The following is a 17,713-nucleotide window of genomic DNA, read 5'->3' as shown; positions in this document are numbered from 1 at the left end:
TAAGAACAAATCCAATCCTTGCAGCAACTATTCAAACGACAGAAGGAGCAAAATATTCAATTGCAGCAGCGTCTAGACGAAATGGAATCGTTACGACAGTTGGAGACTGAGAATCAACAACTCCAGCAACGTATTCAGGAACTAGAACACGCATTTGTTCAACGCCCTTCCCAACAATGGGGAAATACTATGACCCAACAGGCGACCAAAGCGCTGAACAAGCAAGTGAAGCAAGCCTTGGAAAAAACCATTAGACATCTCCAGAAATTAAATATGCGTTACCCATAACCCTTGTAGAGACGTAGCAGTGCTACGTCTCTACATTCTTTTTCGGAGATGTCTATTGATTTGCGATCGCTAGCTGTTGAACCACACAAAGAAAATGCACAGGAATGTTTACGCTTGATGGGTATGGCGTTGAAGAATTTAGCCAGTGCTATCGTGTTAATATCAGGTATGCCTCTATGTCGCAATTTTGACATATATTGACACAACATTGACATGTATAAGATTAAACTTTTTGAGCGATGAAGGAGTCTAATTTTTAAATGGGTTTAGATTTTCTACTTAATTCCAAACTATGATGACGCGTAAAATCAGTTCGATTGGCATCTTAACTGGATTGCTAACAGTTTCTCTGACTCATGGCATTGCTTTGGCAGATATTTCTGGCAAGCACCCCTTTTATCTCCATGCACGTAGTGACCTGCGTAAAGCTGAAATACTGCTGCAACATTCTGATGAATCCAATGTTGTCCAGGAAACAAAAATAGCATATCAAAACGTTCATAACGCTATTAGAGAGATTGATAGAGCAGCAGTTTATGATCGTAAAGATGTAGATGATAATCCGCAAGTTGATAATTCCATAGCACATCTAGATAGGTTCCGTGCTATTTATAAACTGTTGCGGAGTGCGGAGAAAGATATATCCAGAGAAGAAGATAACCGTTCTGCTGTCGGTTTACGTAACAGAGCAGAAGCTAATATTAATCAAGCCAAACGTCGTATAGAGATTGCTGTTAGTAGAGATGTGGTCGATGATTTGCGTAATGATAGATATTAAATCAAGTCACGTCGCAACTCTTGGAGACGCTGCGCGTAGTAAGATCCCCGCAGGGGTACGCTCCAATTCAAAATTCTTGCATTAGACATCTCCAGAAATTAAATATGCGTTACCCAGAATCCTTGTAGAGACGTAGCACTGCTACGTCTCTACATTCATTTTCGGAGATGTCTTACAACTGTGGAAGTTGTGGTCATTCGATGGACAGGGATTTGAACGCGGCAATTAATTTATCACGGTTGGCTTCATCGTGAAAGCTTACTGAGGGATAACCTCCCAAACACTCCCGTTGAAGTAAGAAGTAAATGTCTAGACAAGTCTAGTATTTATATAGCAGAAACTCCAAATAAATGTACATTTCCTTCTATTGCGTTTAAATCTTGAAGAAAGTGGGCACGGATATGATTTGAATGAGGTGATTTTCCTCCCATAAATAAGCAAACAATCTCTTGACAATCCACGTCTATTTCTTGACTGCGTATATTAATTAGCTTAATACTTGCCCATGAACAATGAGGATTACCAGTCGCAGCATTCCCACCAATATCTGGATTACGTTTGTAATTACGGGGAGGAGTTTGTTCGTAAATCAGGTGCATACCTTCTCCACGAGTTGCTACTGCATCAGCTTCTAGCCATTCCAAATCATTCTCATCAATTGGGTTAGCTTCGCAACCAGGAACGGAATAAACAGCACAAGTACGGGGTGAAAATACCTCAGCTTCTAATGACTGATTTGCATTAATGTTAATTCTGTCAGTCCACTGCGATCGCACAGCCACCAACCAATTATCATAGGTAGAAGTCCAACGTTCTGGATTGAGTGGCAGCCTGTAAAGTTGTGTCTCTCGATTTTTGGTGTTTGGATTAGTAACTTGGTGTTTGATGATTAAATGACTTCCCCTCGTTGCAGCATAGCCGTTATTCATGTGGAAAATATGTAAAGGTCGTCGCCAACCTCTACCAACACCTCCTGTACTAACTGCAAACCGGATAATTGGGAGAATAATTTTGTTGAGAATTTCGCTAGGTGCAGTAACTTGTAATTTACCTTCCCAAACATAAAAGTAAGGCGAGTTAATTGATCGCTCACCCCAAATTTCTTGCTCTGGGATCATGCGGATTTGTACACAACCTTTGCGGGTCTCTGGCTCTATAATTCCCATTAGTTCCCATAAGGTTTTTTCTGCATTATCTTTGGACATTACACCCAACAGAAACCGCAATATCCAAGAACGCAACCAACCGCGCCAATGGGACGGGCGAAAATCTTGTTGTTGCCGATCAGCACCAGCACAACCTTGGCTGTAGAGTTTAAATTCAAAAGTTTTAGTAGTGGAACCATCTTCAGCTTGGCGCAATTGTGCTGAGGGTCTAAAACTTGTGGGTGCTTTAATCTGACCATATCCCGCAGAGGTACGACTACCAACTCCATGAATACTAAGTGCTTGTTGTACCCATTCCCAAACTGTTTGTACATCTTGGGGACTAGCTAACCCTTGAATCCCTCGAATTGCCACTGTTACTGGAATAGTATCCTCACCATCTCCCAAAGTGTAAATTGAAAGTGGTTTACCTTGCCCCTTGTGGTAGACTTGGAAATCTTGCTGTAGGTTAACTATATCCAAAACAAGCTTAGTTGCTATTTCAGGCCATGCATCTAAAAATTCAATTTTGCCTGCTTTAATGACATTTCCTTGTTGAGATCCCAACAAATCCAACATTTGATTACGAATGCTGGGACGTTTCATTGCCCATGCACGCACGATTCCCCGAATTGAAGAACCAGGAATATAGCCATTCAGGGGTAGTTCTGGCATTCTATCCAAGTTTTCGTCTAATTGGCGTTTATCTTCTGGTCGTCCATTAGTAACATACCAAGCGCCACTTGGTTCTCCCGCAGAAACCATCGTCTCTACATCGGGATGGGGAAATGAACCAACTTTACTTCTCCATTGCAGGGTAAAAGTATCTTTCTTGAATAAATTTGATGTTTCTCGGCGTTGATGTTGCTTTTCCAGTAATTTAACCAGTTGGGGGCCAGTGTACATAAGTTAATTAAAAGTCAAAAGAACAATTATGCAGAATAGGCTCTTGCCCAAAAATTCCAATGATTAGATAGAATCATTGCTTGACGCCAAGTCGCCATATACTTTGCTGGTTCATCATTTGCCATTTGGACAATCGCCTCGCGCAGTTCTTTTTCAGAAGGCAGATTTTGCGAATCTATAAGTTGACCAAGGAGCGATTTCCACACCGGAAGAATACGCGATCGCACTTTTCCTTCTTGGGCATTTGTTTGGTTTACATAGGCTGCGGCTGAGAGTAAACCAAAAACCCGCAAATGCTGAGATAGTCTTAAAATCGCGTTTAGTTCTTCTTTACTAATTACTGTGTTGGGGCTGCTTTCAAGATATTTTTGAATATGTTGATGAGCGGTCAGGCTCATTTGTTCTGGCTTAAGCATGACTACGCCTCCACAGGGATAGGTTGATTTGTCTTTAATATAGGTAAAGTACTATTTGTTACCCAACCTTGTACCCAACCTCGCCCAACATTGGCTTGTCCGCCAATTTGAAATAAGCCTGTAATAACATCCATCAATAAATTATGTTCCTGTTGGGCTACAGAATTAATTTTGTTTAATTTGTAACCCCAAGGATAGTAGAGAATCGTATCTCTAGGAATGCAAACATCAGTCCAGAATATTTCTGCACCACCTTCAGAATCATCTTCCTCATCTTCGTCATCAACTTTATTAATTTTGTTGCGAATCTGCGTCCACAGTGAATGCTCCATTAAGGTTTGAAAATCGCTATCAGCAAGGACGATACGGTGATTATTCCAGGTTGGCTGAACCGCATCAGCAAGCGATCGCTGCCAATCTCCCGCTAGTGCGATCGCTTGTTTTTGGGATTCCGTAAGTGCTGAAACTTGTAATTGAGCGTCAGCGACGTAATAACTACCCGTTTGAGTTCCTACAGGATGATCGGGAAAATCGCTTATTGGTAGCCCAGATAGTAATGCATGGTCGCGGATCAGCGAATGACAGCTTACCCAGGTAAACACATTCCGATTGCCATTCATTGCCATTGTCCGCATCGGCACCCAAAGTAATCTAGCATCGCCAAACCAAACTTGATGAACCCCCATTTGTCCATCTGCACTTAACTCCCTACCAAATAATTTATCTGCGGCGACTGAGTCAAGAGAGTTGATATCCCAGCGTAGGCTACCTCTAAGAGAAGAACCTGGAATGTAAGGAAAATCCGTGTGAACTTCGCGGACAATATCTAAAATGTTTCCTAAATCGCCTTCGCCACCACAATGAATTGGTGCAAGTGTATAAAGATATCCAGTACGAAAATCACTCATTGATTAAATTCCTTGTCTCCACAAGAGTTTTCCATAATTAAGCTGTTTAAAAGTTTCTAACCACCGTCCACCTTGTTCAGGTAATAACTGCTGGTTTGTTGCTACTTCATTATTAAATAAATACACCGTCCCTGGTGGTACAAAGGCTCGTTGCGGTAACAATGCAAACTCTTCCTTTGTTTTGTTATCCTTACGCATTGTTGAGACACCACCCCATAGTAATGCTTTGTCGGTAGCGCAGCCTTTGAGATGTTCCTTCCAAGCTTGGGGATAGCTGCTGTATCTTGTTTCTGCAAATAGTGCTAGTCCAGGGGTAAGAAGATAGGCAAAATTTGATCCTGTTGAGGAGCGATCGCTTTTCATCAAACAATCAAGTTGACCTTTTAATCTGTCATCTGCTTCCAGGGGCGATACTAAAGCCCGATGTCCTTCTCCTCCCAACCGGACAATGCTTTCGCTTACTAAAATATCCCCACTCAAAGCCGCGACAAAACACCATCCATCTTCAAGGCGGACGGCGACTTCAGTAAAGTAACCATCAGCATCTTTAACTTGTCGCTTGTCAGGTTGCATTTGAATGTGTGGTAACACCTGCGTTTTCCAAGGATTATGGTAAAAGTCTTGTTTACACCAATTACTGCTATTTTTTTGACCTTTAAGGTAATCAAACAGTGCTTCCGCTTTGATCCAAGGTTTGGGTGCGCTGATATTTCCATCCCATTTTTTATTCAGAACTAGAGGAGCGATTTGTTGTTCATCAAATGCTAAATGCTTCCATACGTCATCTTGGGGAATGGATTGCAGGAATTGAATTTCGCTCCAATTATCGCTCTTCGTTTTGCGGTCTTGTCCTGGAGGATATAGACAGACTAAATCTTTGGGTGTGGGTAGCCAAAGGGTATGGTTACTATCTAATAAAAAAGGGCCGAGAAAACTGAGATGGCGCTGGGTACGTTCATCTTTTGTGGTAGTTTGTGGTAAGAGCGATCGCAATGCTTGAAATACTGTAATTGGCATCGGTGGAAATAGCCCCTTTGCCCAAGAACCTTCACCAGGGCTAAAAGGTTTACAATCTCGAAATAGGAGTAAATCTAGAGGAGTAATCTTATACCAATGCATATATCATCTGTCCCTCCACTGATAGCGTTCAACCCGCTTATCGACCCAAAAAGCGGTAAATCTTAATAGTTTGGCTAAATCTTCAGGTTTAGTACCTATGGCTTCCGAATTATTTTGGGAAGCTAATTTCGCCCATTCTTCCCATTTATCTAACCAATTTTCGATTTTTTTAAACGTCTGCTCAAGTTGTTTGCTGCGATCGCGGCTGTCCATAATGACTTTAGCCGCTTTGGAGAACAGATGGTAATGCTCAGTAATAGAAGCGCGGCGGGGAAGTTCTTCAGCTAACCGATACAGTAGGGGACTAAGTTTTTCTTCGTATGTTTTATATTCCTGTACCCAGTCCCACCATGTCTCTAGTAATTCGCCTTTCATTAGTGCTTCTAACTGGTTTCCACCACTATAAATTACTCGGAAGCAAATACCATCTTTGTCAGGGATTTTTTTCGCCCTCTCTGCTTCTGCTTCCCACAGGTTTTCCAGAACAGTGGGGAGGGGAACGCTTTTATGAGCAATGATCACACCAGCACTCATGGTTGCGTTCTTTCCCATTGTGAAGTGAGGACGTTTAATTAATTCTTTGACTTGTTCAAGTGGATACCAGTAACCTGTAGTTGTATCTTGTTCAGAAATAATACCATTGCGATCGCTTTCAAACTCTTCTTTGGGATCTTTGTTACCACTCCAAGCCGCACGTAAAGATAAAAGATACTCTGGTAAATCTTCCAGAGGTAAAACTACCATGACATCATCACCACCACTGTAGATCACGCGACCACAGAAACGCTTTTCTGCCAAGTAAGGAACTAAACGATTGGAAAAATCTAAAAGGGCGCGATTTAAACCCACATGGGTAGCAGGCCCCATACGTTTGGCTGTTTTATCTAAGAATTTATTAAATAGATTGTCGTCAAAATCTGGGATGCTTTGATTCACAGCATCCAGTTCAACATAATAGTTATATTGTTTGAGTTTTTTCCCAGAAATATAATCACCCATCCCATCACCATCGGCGAGGACAACTACCCACCAATCAGCCGGACTGCTTTCACCAAAACCAGTATTCTGATGTGCTTTTTGGACGATTTCTCGTAAAATATCAACTTGTTTTTGACTGTTTTGGTTGCTGTTAGCGGTGTTGCGTTCCTGTTCTTGCAAGCCCATGTCATCAATGAGCCATTTGCTAGAAAACATCACCCCGTTATAACCACCCTTCAGATTGGGAAATTCCTTCTCTATTGCTTTGTCTGCATTGGGGATATGGAATGGACGGCTAGTTTTGGAGTAAAAAGTACGTTGTTGCTTTTGGGAAAATTTATGTTTGTGTTGTTTAAAAAGTTGATATAGATTACTTCTATAAGTTTTGATTAAATGGGGATGCTCCTTAGCAAAAGCAGCTACGCCAATGGAACTAAGATTGGGGAACCTAATGAACTTTTCGTAATCGATTATTTTGGTTATTTGTTGTAAGCTTTGATTATTACCTTCTGTTGATTCTGTTCCTAATTCATTCACAGCTTCATCAGGTAATGGGTCTTCAGATAGTTCGATAGAAATCCCTAAAGATTTTGCTACGCCTCCATATACCCAAGCCATACGTTTGGTTATTTCTAGTGCATTAAGTTTCTCTGAACCATTAAATAAACCGCGATACACTTTGGACATAACAAACCAAAATAAGCGCATTGAACCTGCTGCTAAACCACTACCTTGGCGTAAGTCGTGTACTTGTCCATCAAGAGTTCTTGTAACTTGATAATTTAACCGAGGATGAACAGCGCTAAATTGACCCGATATTGTAGAACGCTCGCCGGGAGCAATGGCAAATTGCCAGTTCCGAGTAGATTTAACATTATTTAAACAACTTCCTAAACGTTGGTGGATACTACCCCACCACGTTCCCACGTTTAAATTTCTATAGAAGTTTTTTTCAAATTCACTAGGTAAATCAACAAATGGGCGAGCAATTTGATTTTGCATCATCACCCAAGCTTTATCAAAAATACCATCATTTTTATTCTTAGTTAATCCCTGGGTTGGGCTTCCCAGTGGTATCCCTGTCCAGTATGGTTCCCAAGTGTGATTTAGTTGGACTTCCCAAAGTTTGTTCCATTCCCAACAGCTTTGTTGCTTGAGAAGTTCTAGTTCTCTTCTATAAGGTTCAAGGTCGGATGGAATATTCCTCAATTCGGGGAATACTCCATGCAGTATTTCCTTTAATTCGGCTTCGGACTGATTATTTAAAAAATTAATTACCTGCTCTCTAATGTGGTTTCTAACTTTGATGCCGATTTTTCTCCATTCTTTGGTGAGCTTTTTTGCTAGATACCGCCCCCATTTTTGGGCTGCTTGTTTACCTGGAACCAAAACTGTAATTATATTGGGAAATCCAGCAGTACTTAAACTAGTAGATATTTTTTCTGAAAAGCGATGAACTGGTTCACCACCATTTTGTAAATAGGTAAAGTTAGGCGCATCATGATACTTTTGTACAATCAACGCATCAATAATCTCTTGGCTCCAGAGGGAAGGGACAATCACTGCATCAGGGCCTAGCTGTTGGGCGATATGCCAGCATAGTTGGGTGCTGAGATAATGCAGTAGATATGAACCTGCCCAAAAATCGAGAAATTTGCGCGATGACTTGATGAAGTCTTGCACCGGCGAGAAAGAAAATATTAATAGATAGGGAGTCTCGTGTTTGTCTTCAGACTTCCAACATTTGGGAAACATTGCACCAGTCAAAGCCGAAACTGTACTTTGGTGGCTGTGTAGTGGACAGTCGGGGATGACTGTATGTGCAGGAAACAGCAGTGCATCGTGTTGCGCGTCTGCTAATAGTTCTGGGTAAAATCGCCAAAACCACCAAAAAACTTTTTTGGCGTTGGTTTCGTGTTTGATCTGGCTAATATCTGGTAAGTTAACTGGAGATTGTAAAGTCGTAACTTGCTGTTTTTGACCACTTATCGGATGACGCACAGTTACTTGTTCATTATCTAGATGTCCTATGTGAGATAAATTAACACGGTCTGAAGAAGAGGCAATCTCTTGGGCGTGTTGACCTCTACCTTCACTCCACCATCTTCTTAAATCTTCAAAATCATCTGTTAGGCAATCTAATTGCGATAATACACAATCTCCCCAATCCGCAAATTCTGGTGCTTGTAGTAGTGCATATAATTTCCGTTGGTAAAAATTCATCTGCTTACTAAATATATGACCATAAAATCCGAAACCATAATTGATTTACCAGTGCAGAGTGTGATTAATTGGGAATGTATAAAAATATTACTCTGGCTGAGAGAATACTGGTGTAATATGACGTTTAAATCAAACTAACTTTATATAAATACATTTACTGTGTCTAAATATTTACATAAAGTTCTAACTCCTCCAAGATAATTTTTTGAAAAAATACTTGGGCGATCGCTATCTTTGTCGGCATAATCTATACTTATTACTACATTCACGATCTGCGATCGCATTGTTACGTAAGCACTTTCATTAATTAGTTCATATTATATAGGAATCCGATTTGATTCCTGAAAAAATCTAAGTATATGTAGTGGCGTGGCAAGCAAAAAAATTGTGCATTATATGTAGCATTAGATGTAGGTTGGGTGGAGCGGAGCGCAACCCAACATATATCAGGATGTTGGGTTACGCAAAGCCTCCACCCAACCTACAATTTTTTTGCAACATTTTAGCCTTGACACGTCACTACAGTACCTAATTTTGTTCAAAAATCAAATAGTAATCCTATAGGTATTTCAGGTATTGATAAGTATCTGATGAAAAACTAGAAAACCTCCAGTTACAAATCATAACTGGAGGTTTGACACGTTTGGCGGGGATAAAATGCCAATGTTTCCATTAATTCGACTTCTAATGAAGTCAAGCAATTTCAGCCGGGGAATTAAATTTCACCACCAACTCGACATTAGTCACTTGTTTTTGCAGCACTTGTAGATAAGCAGTTGCATCATTATGGCGTCGGAATCTCGCTATAACTTTGCCATCCTTGCTAGGTAAATTACGAATTATGCACCACGGGTGTAGTTGCTCAAAATAGGTCATAATAACCTCCTACAATTGCTGAAAGTTGCATGAATAATGTATTTTTCAATTGCCTAAGTTCACATTAGTTCAGCAGATATGCATCAAAACAGGTCTAGAAGATATTGACAATCGAGTACTTTTGTGAATACAAATTCTATGAAGAAGCAAAACGCAATAAGCCCTGTATATGTTCAGGAATCTCCTCGTAATGTTCCAGCAAGAAATCCATCAATCCTAGATGAAGTAAATCATTACGTGTTGGGTAGCGTCGGTTACGCCCATTTCTAAACCAGCCCCTAACAGTAGAATCAGAACGAGAGCAGATTAGAGCTATTTGCTCATAACTAACTGCCCATTTGGAATAGAATTGCTGTGGTGTCATACCAAATTCCAAATTGCTGTACATTGAAATTAGCCGTAATTCTCGCATTTGTAATGGACGAGGGTTGGGCATAGAAATAAGTAAAAAAGCAGAGGAGCAGAGGAGCAGAGGAGCAGAGGAGCAGAGGAGCAGAGGAGCAGAGGAGCAGAGGAGCAGAGGAGAAAAACCACGCCACTTGCGGGTGGGGCTTCAACCAAGGAAGCTAGGGAGCAAGGGAGCTATCGCGCCACTTGCGGGCGAAAGCGCGTAGCGGGACGAAGTACGGCTTTGAACCTTATCTTTTTCGTAAAAAGTAAAAAGGTAAAAGAAAGAGGCAAGGAAGAGAAGGTAAAAAGCCAAAAGCCTTGGGTGAAAATATTTTGACTTTTGACTTTTTACTTTATTAATGTGAATCTATATGTGTTACTTCAATACTTGTTTTCTCCATGTAACGCCAGTAAAATCGTTTCGCCATCGATGCAGAAGAACTCCAAATATCACTATCTTTACAGCGATATCGATGCGTTCTCAAACTCCGATAAGTCGGGCCATATTGAGCGAAACATTCAAAAGCCTTGTTGTATTGCTTGCGGTCTGAAGAGGGTAAGGTCTCAAGTTTTTTTTGAACTTTGGAAGTAAAAACTAAACGGAATTTGATAGCTAGAATCTGCATTCAATAGTTTCCGAATATCCAAACTTGACCGAAAGCGTGGAGATGTTTTCACTCTTGTCGGTGGAGCGCGTGGAGCGTTCATATTGGTCTTTTTAGTAGGGTGAAATCTTGGTGAAAATTCCGAATTAGACAATATACGCCGCGTCGTCAATTACCAACTGCGGTTGCGTACCTAAAACTGCGATTTTGCAACGAGTATGTGCAGACATCGGATAGAATCGCACTTGGTCTTCGCGTTTGTTTACCAGTCGAACAAGATATTTAGATAGAGTTGTGTACTGGTTTTCATCTAATACACACTCAAAAACCGACTTTTGCACCCGCAAACCATAGGCCTCTAGGAGTTTAGCCACTTTGTTACGACGGCGATCGCTAACAATGTCGTAGCATACTAAATAGAACATCTCTACCTCACCAGGGTTAACGGTGTTTTTTGGAGTTCAGTAATATTGGCGAGGTTGGAATCGGCTGGGTGAAATTTCAAAGCCAAGGGACGGTAATATTCCACATTACCCAGCAAACACGCAAGATATTCTCGTACTTGTAAATCCATACACTGGCGGTAGCTAATTTCTCCTGCGTAAGGATGCAGTATAAAGGTACGTAACTTTCCTTCCCAATGCTGAAGAAAATGTTGGAGGATGCTTCGTGGATGACCTTTACCATTTCCATTTCCATTGCCGTTTCCGTTAGTATGGGGAAATTTTCTGGCGAAATTTAATACTAGGTCATCAACAATGGCGGTACGAAATTCGGCGGTAAAATCCCATGCTAAGGGGAACTCATGATCTAAATCGCGGTGTAAAATTGCGTAATCGGGATGAAGTCCTGTGGTATCCAGTAGGGTGTATATATATTGATGCAGAAGTTGATATCCCAGGTTCAAGAAACCACTAATGCGCTTTTGGTTAAACTGCGAAGACGAGTTGTGAAAGTTGAGTAGCGAAGTAACAGCACTGTAGTAAACCTTATCTGCTTCTGAACTATATTCGCGCAGTTCATTAGGAGATGTTGCTAGTGGTAAGTTATCCATCAACAACGTTAGGTAATTTAATGCACGCTGGGTTGTATAGTCGGCGTAATGACGAGTCCAACTTTGCACAAAGGTATGTTGATTGTGCAATTTTGCCCAGATGATACTTTCCGCAGTAGCATGATTAAATTCTGCATTACGTGCGCGTTGGCGTTGAGAAGTTAGATATTTATATTGGCGTTGTGCTGTGTTTTCTAATCTCCCGATGAATTCGCCATTTGCAGTTAAATAAAGCACTGGGATTTGATGAGCTACTACAACCTGAAGTACTTCTTTTGGCAATCTGATGTTACCAAAGATAATGATTTGACTGACGTTACTAATCCGAAGGCTAATACATTGTTTTTGTTGATGGAACACCTTTAAATAATGGTGTTGCACTTGCAGGGTTGCATCCTGTTCGGTGATATAAATTGTGGACATAGTTGGAATTAAGTAAAAGGTTAAAGGTAAAAAGTTCAAACAGAAGAGGTTGTTCTTTTTTTGTTCGTTGCACTTCTTACTTAATTACATATTCCCAGATAGATATATAACCTGATATATAACAAAGGGCGTTTGGATATAAGTTTGTATATAAGTTAGGCAATTAAAAAGCTGGGAATATAGCCATACTAAATAATTTCTGCTAAAAAAACCCCCGACTTCTCAAATAAATCGGGGATCTGTAATTTATAACTCAATACAGTTCAGATAAGACCAAAACACTTGTAGAGACGGCGATTTATCGCGTCTCGAAAACCCAAAATTTTTGCCAGTCGCCCTTAACTGAACCGTATTGATTTATAACTAATTCATTTTCCAAATAAATTTAAAACATTCTGAAACTTAAGTAAGGTTTTAAATCATGGAAAACAGTTTCCATTAATTCAACTTCCGAAGAAGTTTAAAGAAAAAATTAGGAGACTTTCAAGCAGAATTAGAAATTGTTTCCATTAATTCAACTTCCGAAGAAGTTTAAAGATAACATCTCCTCCTAAAAAGGAGACACCGGATCAGCAGTTTCCATTAATTCAACTTCCGAAGAAGTTTAAAGCATTGGTGGTTAGCTCAAAAGATGAGCCGATCACGAATTGGTTTCCATTAATTCAACTTCCGAAGAAGTTTAAAGTTTTTGTTGGCGGCAAATAATGGTGCCATTGCTGCAAGTTTCCATTAATTCAACTTCCGAAGAAGTTTAAAGTATTGGTGAGTACGTAGATTCACCTGATGTCCAACAGGTTTCCATTAATTCAACTTCCGAAGAAGTTTAAAGCGTATTTGTTGCATTAACTGATATTGCTAATGGACAAGGTTTCCATTAATTCAACTTCCGAAGAAGTTTAAAGTCTTTCATCTAAAGACGAGCCGATCACCAACTGTCCCGTTTCCATTAATTCAACTTCCGAAGAAGTTTAAAGAACTAGGCTCAACCCCTTCAGATCCATGGAGAGGTAGGTTTCCATTAATTCAACTTCCGAAGAAGTTTAAAGTATGGAAGCTAAAAAACGACAGCAGGACAAACAAGAGGTTTCCATTAATTCAACTTCCGAAGAAGTTTAAAGATAATCTTCCTCAACACCCTAATTTTGATAAAATGGAAAGTTTCCATTAATTCAACTTCCGAAGAAGTTTAAAGTTCTTGGGTTTGTATCTCGCCCTTGTCGTCGGCTCCGTAGGTTTCCATTAATTCAACTTCCGAAGAAGTTTAAAGCAATGGGAAGTCCGAGTTACGTGGAACCGGATTGTAGTTCAGTTTCCATTAATTCAACTTCCGAAGAAGTTTAAAGAACATTGACAGACGCGGGGGCGGGTATCCACCGGTCCACCATAGTTTCCATTAATTCAACTTCCGAAGAAGTTTAAAGGCTTGGCTGCTGAAAGCCTTACCCTGACTTAACTGTATACAGCCAAATTTGCGGGGGGTCAAGACTAACTGTCAACAAGTCAACTTGATTTAGGAAAATCTACCAGTGAACATAGCTCAAACCCTTACCCAGAAAGGCATTTGCGGGGGGTAATGATATAATCAGTATTTCAGCCATTGCCTACCCCCCGCAAATTTACATTTCTTTACATTTTCCAAATCATTGGTCGATACACTTTCACCTCACCCATCAAACAAGCAATGTATTCTCGTACTTGTAACTCAATACAGCGACGATATGCCAATTTCTGTCCAGTGTGAGTGTGTGTTAGTTCTGATTGTAACTTTTCTTCCCAATGCTTAAGAAATTTCTTCAGTGCATGAGGCTGAAAATATACTCCTCCTCGTTCGTCTGGTAAAGTAAAGTCATCTGTTGTAAAAATTTGAGAATTTACCAGATAAGCAACCAGAGAATCAACTAATTGCGCTCTCCATTCCTCAACTAAATCACTGACTAAAGCTGGATGATTATCTCTGGGGACGTGCAAATTACCAAAATGAGTATGTAGCCCTACTGTTTGGATAAATGAATAGACATTTTGACTTAACAGCGTATAACCCAAACTCATCATACTATTGATTGGATCTTTTGGTGGACGCTTAGTTCGCTTTTCAAATTTAAATTCCCCGATAAACAAATTTCCTAATGCTTGAAAATATGTCGTAGCTGCTTGTCCTTCATATCCTCGTAGTGCATCCATAGTTTCTGCAAAAAATAGCTTATCCATCAAAATGTCTAAATGTTTAATTGCTGCTAACACAGAAGTATCATCTATTTCTTGAGAATTGCGGCGACGGTTTAATCGCATCAACAAATTCCGAGAGTTATGTAACTTTGCCCAAACTATAGCCTCTGCCTGCTTCCTAGTAAACTCAGGATTTTGCGAACACTCTACCTGACGCGCTAAGTATTCCACCTTAGCTTCTCCTTCCGTCTGTAACCTGCCAAAATATCTGCCTTTCTGTGACAAATACATTACCGGAATTCGTCGGTGTAATGCTACACTCACTGCACCATGAGAAACATTACAACAGCCAAATAATACAATATTCGTTACTCGGACAATCGGGATTTTAATTCTTAATTCTCGTTGATAAAAAACCTGGAACTGTTGATTTTTTGCACTCAAATAAGCACCTTGATCGGTGATATATAATGTCGTCATAGATTCCTGCCAAAGATGAGATATGGGGGCGCGAGGGAAACTTACTGGCTTGCTGATATCACAAGCTTTTGGTGGACGAGAAACAAATTTAAATGGTCGTTCCTTGGGGCGAAAATAAGGTGTACCGGAAGCATTAACTAACCATTGCCCCTCCAGCTTGGGTTCTGGAGGCGGTGGTGCATACACTCTTCCATTAGCAAAGCGGTAGCCTAAAAATTTCAGTTCTTCGTGGGGTGCAAAAATCTGTGTTTTTTCAGGTTGCAAGGTGAGATAGAGTTCTCCTAACCAAGTTGTGATTTTGTCGAGGATACGATTAGCTTCTGACCAACTGTTACAAGCAACCGCAAAATCATCTCCATACCTGACTAAATTAATATTATTACTGAGACATTTTCTGTCAAAAGCAGTCAGGTATAAATTAGCTAATGCTCCAGAAAGTATCCCACCTTGCAATACACCTTTGCCAGAATTGATGTATTTACCAGCAATGATCATTCCAGCTTTTAGTTGTTGTTCAAGCAACTGCATCACTTGGCTTTCTAAATGCAAAGCTTCTAACTGAGTTAACAGCAATGCCCAAGACAAATTATCAAAAAACTGTGCAATATCAACTTTGATAATCCAAGTAGTACGATACTGATAATAAGAGAACAATCGCTGCACTGCTTGTTGAATATTTCGCCCTGGACGGTAGGCATAACTACAATCAACAAAGGTTTCTTCTAAAGGAAAGTACAACTCCTCTAAAAGCAGGCGTTGAACGATTCTATCTCTGACAATTGGAATACCTACTAAGCGCTTACCTCCACTTTTTTTAGTTAAATAAAATCCTTTAGCTGGGCTAGGATGATAAGATTCTTGTTGTAACTGACGCAGCAGAATAGGTAACTGTTCATCAACTGACGCTGCAAACAAGTCAACACTAATTCCATCCACGCCAGCACTGCGACTTCCCGCACGGACTTGACTCCAAGCGAAAAAAAGTTGTTCGATGGTAAACATGATTCAGTTAAAAGTGTTGTGGCTGTTAACTTTTCTCTCTAACTTGATTGTTACTAACAGCTATATAAGTACCTATATAAGTTTTTGCCAGAATATATAACTTTGTATATAATTTACCTAAATCGGAGAGACTTATATCTTGCACCAGGCGACTGGAAGTCGCGGCTACACGAGGCTTTACCCGCCTGCGCGGGTTTCAAACCCTTGATTTTCTGTTAGTTTGCGCTGGCGGACTTCGTTTGTATAGCCGCGATTTCTAATCGCTAGGGCTAGGTGCAAGATGTGAGGAGAAGGCTCTCGCCATAATCTGTGATTTGGCGGTGAGACGGCAGTCGCTTCAAGTCGGCGGAGCCGCCCAAGGCGCTGCCTCATGAATCGAGGGCGAAAAAATGAGACATTCCCTGACCATAACTGACTTTCAGTCAGTTGGAATCCCCCGCTATATCAGGCACTCCTGATTACCCGGATTTCTCACCAGATTTATCAAACTGAAGTGCAGAGGTCGTAGGGGCGGGTTAAGCAAGACATTCATGAATGATGGATGATATATGTTAACCCGCCCCTACTGAAGAGTGAGAAATGCGGGATTAGCGGTGGGAGGATGTCAAAAAAATATCTTTTAACTTTCTTATGCCAAAACGGACATTAGTAGCATCAATTAAAGGTATTGAAAAAGCTAAGTATGCCCTAATCCGTAAAAACTGGACTCAACAAGCCTTGGCTGATGATGTCCAGGTTGCATCTTGGGCAACTATCAGTAAATTTTTTAACGGTGTACCTATTAGTTATAGTATCTTCACCGAAATTTGTACTATGCTTGAGTTAGATTGGCAAGATATAGCCATATCATCTGACCCTAATATCACCGAAGCAGAAAACCAAGAACCACCTTTAACAGTACTTGCAGGACTTTGGCATCAACTGCAATTATTAGGTTCTCCTACTGAAAAAATGGGTTTAGTTTTAGTAAAAGAAGAAACTTTAGGTTGGCGTTGGCAGGCTACTAATCTATATGAAAAGTCTGTATCTATCGGCAGTCACATTCGCTTTGAAATAAATTTAGAAAGTTCCGGTTATTTATTACTTATCCAAAAAAATACTTCCGAAGAACTTTGGTGTTTTTGTCCTTCGTGTTTTGCTCCCCAATCGCACTTAACTACAGGTAAAACCAGTTTACCTCAGGAAGATTCAGTGATGAAATCTTTTTATATAGAAGGAAATCCTGGTCAAGAACAAATTTTAGCAATAATTACTAAGGATATGCCTAATTTAAATTGGCTACCTCAAGGCAGTGACAACCCTTTACAACTCGAAGAAACTCGGATCAGAGAATTACTAGCTTATCTCAGCACAACTAAAGATAGCGAAATTTATTATACAGAATATCTAGTTAAAAGTTAATATTCAAAAATCACAATATCAGCTTTTTCGTTATTTCAGATGGTGCATTTATTTCCACTGTCATTTACTAGATATAGATTACAGACCTCTTGATTTGAAAGCAAATTATATTCCCACTAATACTTTTTACTTCAAATGACCGAAAACGACTCATGATACAGAGCAAGTGCATTAGACATCTCCGAAAATGAATGTAGAGACGTAGCACTGCTACGTCTCTACAAGGACTCTGGATAACGCATATTTAATTTCTGGAGATGTCTATTAGATGTAGGTTGGGTGGAGCGGAGCGCAACCCAACAGATATCAGAATGTTGGCTTTGGCAAAGCCTCCACCCAACCTACAATTTTTTGGCAACTAATACTTTTTACTTCAAATGACCGAAAACAACTCATGATACAGAGCAAGTGCATTAGATGTAGGTTGGGTGGAGCGGAGCGCAACCCAACAGATATCAGGATGTTGGCTTTGGCAAAGCCTCCACCCAACCTACAATTTTTTGGCAACTAATACTTTTTACTTCAAATGACCGAAAACAACTCATGATACAGAGC

At 40.2% G+C, this 17,713-nt stretch carries 14 protein-coding genes, 1 pseudogene and 1 CRISPR repeat array; of the genes and pseudogenes, 4 read left to right on the top strand and 11 right to left on the bottom strand.

Annotation, left to right across the window (positions count from 1 at the left end; genetic code table 11):
• Positions 1-3 precede the first annotated feature (3 nt).
• From V7K67_RS17025 to V7K67_RS17015, 3 genes and pseudogenes are all read left to right on the top strand, one after another.
• Positions 4-441, top strand: a pseudogene (locus tag V7K67_RS17025) (hypothetical protein); the annotation flags it as partial.
• Between the two features lie 139 nt (positions 442-580).
• A complete protein-coding gene (locus tag V7K67_RS17020) occupies positions 581-1,066 on the top strand; it encodes a hypothetical protein (protein ID WP_334729694.1) in 486 nt (161 codons plus the stop codon).
• A 167-nt stretch (positions 1,067-1,233) separates the two neighbouring features.
• The gene (locus tag V7K67_RS17015; protein ID WP_334729698.1) at positions 1,234-1,320 is read left to right on the top strand and encodes a zinc ribbon domain-containing protein; all 87 of its coding nucleotides are present in this window, start codon (positions 1,234-1,236) and stop codon (positions 1,318-1,320) included.
• 72 nt (positions 1,321-1,392) lie between these two features.
• Here V7K67_RS17015 and V7K67_RS17010 read toward each other — a convergent pair whose 3' ends face one another.
• The 11 genes from V7K67_RS17010 to V7K67_RS16960 all read right to left on the bottom strand — a co-directional run bounded on the left by V7K67_RS17010 (position 1,393) and on the right by V7K67_RS16960 (position 16,129).
• A complete protein-coding gene (locus tag V7K67_RS17010; RefSeq protein WP_335167612.1) occupies positions 1,393-3,117 on the bottom strand; it encodes an RAMP superfamily CRISPR-associated protein in 1,725 nt (574 codons plus the stop codon).
• Positions 3,118-3,143: 26 nt separating this feature from the next.
• Complete coding sequence (locus V7K67_RS17005; RefSeq protein ID WP_335167610.1) at positions 3,144-3,533, bottom strand: hypothetical protein; 390 nt, start codon at positions 3,531-3,533, stop codon at positions 3,144-3,146.
• 2 nt (positions 3,534-3,535) lie between these two features.
• The gene (gene cmr4 / locus V7K67_RS17000; protein WP_335167608.1) at positions 3,536-4,441 is read right to left on the bottom strand and encodes a type III-B CRISPR module RAMP protein Cmr4; all 906 of its coding nucleotides are present in this window, start codon (positions 4,439-4,441) and stop codon (positions 3,536-3,538) included.
• 3 nt (positions 4,442-4,444) lie between these two features.
• The gene (locus V7K67_RS16995) at positions 4,445-5,560 is read right to left on the bottom strand and encodes a type III-B CRISPR module-associated Cmr3 family protein (RefSeq protein ID WP_335167606.1); all 1,116 of its coding nucleotides are present in this window, start codon (positions 5,558-5,560) and stop codon (positions 4,445-4,447) included.
• 3 nt (positions 5,561-5,563) lie between these two features.
• A complete protein-coding gene (gene cas10 / locus V7K67_RS16990; RefSeq protein WP_335167604.1) occupies positions 5,564-8,761 on the bottom strand; it encodes a type III-B CRISPR-associated protein Cas10/Cmr2 in 3,198 nt (1,065 codons plus the stop codon).
• A 693-nt stretch (positions 8,762-9,454) separates the two neighbouring features.
• Entirely contained in the window at positions 9,455-9,637 is a 183-nt protein-coding gene (locus tag V7K67_RS16985; RefSeq protein WP_335167602.1) for a hypothetical protein, read from the bottom strand.
• Positions 9,638-9,773: 136 nt separating this feature from the next.
• Complete coding sequence (locus V7K67_RS16980) at positions 9,774-10,073, bottom strand: hypothetical protein (protein WP_335167600.1); 300 nt, start codon at positions 10,071-10,073, stop codon at positions 9,774-9,776.
• 705 nt (positions 10,074-10,778) lie between these two features.
• Positions 10,779-11,057 (bottom strand): CRISPR-associated endonuclease Cas2, encoded by a 279-nt coding sequence (gene cas2 / locus V7K67_RS16975; RefSeq protein ID WP_104906691.1) that lies wholly within the window; start codon positions 11,055-11,057, stop codon positions 10,779-10,781.
• 2 nt (positions 11,058-11,059) lie between these two features.
• Positions 11,060-12,109, bottom strand: coding sequence for a CRISPR-associated endonuclease Cas1 (cas1, locus tag V7K67_RS16970; protein ID WP_335167598.1), 1,050 nt, complete (start codon positions 12,107-12,109; stop codon positions 11,060-11,062).
• Between the two features lie 431 nt (positions 12,110-12,540).
• Positions 12,541-13,530: direct repeats of the CRISPR family, unit length 35 nt; unit sequence GTTTCCATTAATTCAACTTCCGAAGAAGTTTAAAG.
• A 205-nt stretch (positions 13,531-13,735) separates the two neighbouring features.
• A complete protein-coding gene (gene cas1 / locus V7K67_RS16965; protein WP_335167596.1) occupies positions 13,736-15,757 on the bottom strand; it encodes a CRISPR-associated endonuclease Cas1 in 2,022 nt (673 codons plus the stop codon).
• Between the two features lie 177 nt (positions 15,758-15,934).
• A complete protein-coding gene (locus V7K67_RS16960) occupies positions 15,935-16,129 on the bottom strand; it encodes a hypothetical protein (RefSeq protein WP_335167594.1) in 195 nt (64 codons plus the stop codon).
• Between the two features lie 258 nt (positions 16,130-16,387).
• Between V7K67_RS16960 and V7K67_RS16955 the strand changes: the two genes are divergently transcribed.
• Positions 16,388-17,158: a DUF4384 domain-containing protein gene (locus tag V7K67_RS16955; RefSeq protein WP_335167592.1), complete on the top strand. Its 771-nt coding sequence runs from the start codon at positions 16,388-16,390 to the stop codon at positions 17,156-17,158.
• The last annotated feature ends 555 nt before the right edge of the window (positions 17,159-17,713 follow it).

This window comes from Nostoc sp. (assembly GCF_036917155.1).
GTDB lineage: Bacteria > Cyanobacteriota > Cyanobacteriia > Cyanobacteriales > Nostocaceae > Nostoc.
This window is presented reverse-complemented; position numbering and strand designations above follow the sequence as displayed.

Excerpts from the sequence above, each read along its gene's own strand:
- V7K67_RS17020 (WP_334729694.1), top strand. The coding sequence starts at position 581 with ATGATGACGCGTAAAATCAGTTCGATTGGCATCTTAACTGGATTGCTA.
- V7K67_RS17015 (WP_334729698.1), top strand. The coding sequence starts at position 1,234 with ATGTCTTACAACTGTGGAAGTTGTGGTCATTCGATGGACAGGGATTTG.
- V7K67_RS17010 (WP_335167612.1), bottom strand. The coding sequence starts at position 3,117 with ATGTACACTGGCCCCCAACTGGTTAAATTACTGGAAAAGCAACATCAA.
- V7K67_RS17005 (WP_335167610.1), bottom strand. The coding sequence starts at position 3,533 with ATGCTTAAGCCAGAACAAATGAGCCTGACCGCTCATCAACATATTCAA.
- cmr4 (WP_335167608.1), bottom strand. The coding sequence starts at position 4,441 with ATGAGTGATTTTCGTACTGGATATCTTTATACACTTGCACCAATTCAT.
- V7K67_RS16995 (WP_335167606.1), bottom strand. The coding sequence starts at position 5,560 with ATGCATTGGTATAAGATTACTCCTCTAGATTTACTCCTATTTCGAGAT.
- cas10 (WP_335167604.1), bottom strand. The coding sequence starts at position 8,761 with ATGAATTTTTACCAACGGAAATTATATGCACTACTACAAGCACCAGAA.
- V7K67_RS16985 (WP_335167602.1), bottom strand. The coding sequence starts at position 9,637 with ATGACCTATTTTGAGCAACTACACCCGTGGTGCATAATTCGTAATTTA.
- V7K67_RS16980 (WP_335167600.1), bottom strand. The coding sequence starts at position 10,073 with ATGCCCAACCCTCGTCCATTACAAATGCGAGAATTACGGCTAATTTCA.
- cas2 (WP_104906691.1), bottom strand. The coding sequence starts at position 11,057 with ATGTTCTATTTAGTATGCTACGACATTGTTAGCGATCGCCGTCGTAAC.
- cas1 (WP_335167598.1), bottom strand. The coding sequence starts at position 12,109 with ATGTCCACAATTTATATCACCGAACAGGATGCAACCCTGCAAGTGCAA.
- cas1 (WP_335167596.1), bottom strand. The coding sequence starts at position 15,757 with ATGTTTACCATCGAACAACTTTTTTTCGCTTGGAGTCAAGTCCGTGCG.
- V7K67_RS16960 (WP_335167594.1), bottom strand. The coding sequence starts at position 16,129 with ATGAGGCAGCGCCTTGGGCGGCTCCGCCGACTTGAAGCGACTGCCGTC.
- V7K67_RS16955 (WP_335167592.1), top strand. The coding sequence starts at position 16,388 with ATGCCAAAACGGACATTAGTAGCATCAATTAAAGGTATTGAAAAAGCT.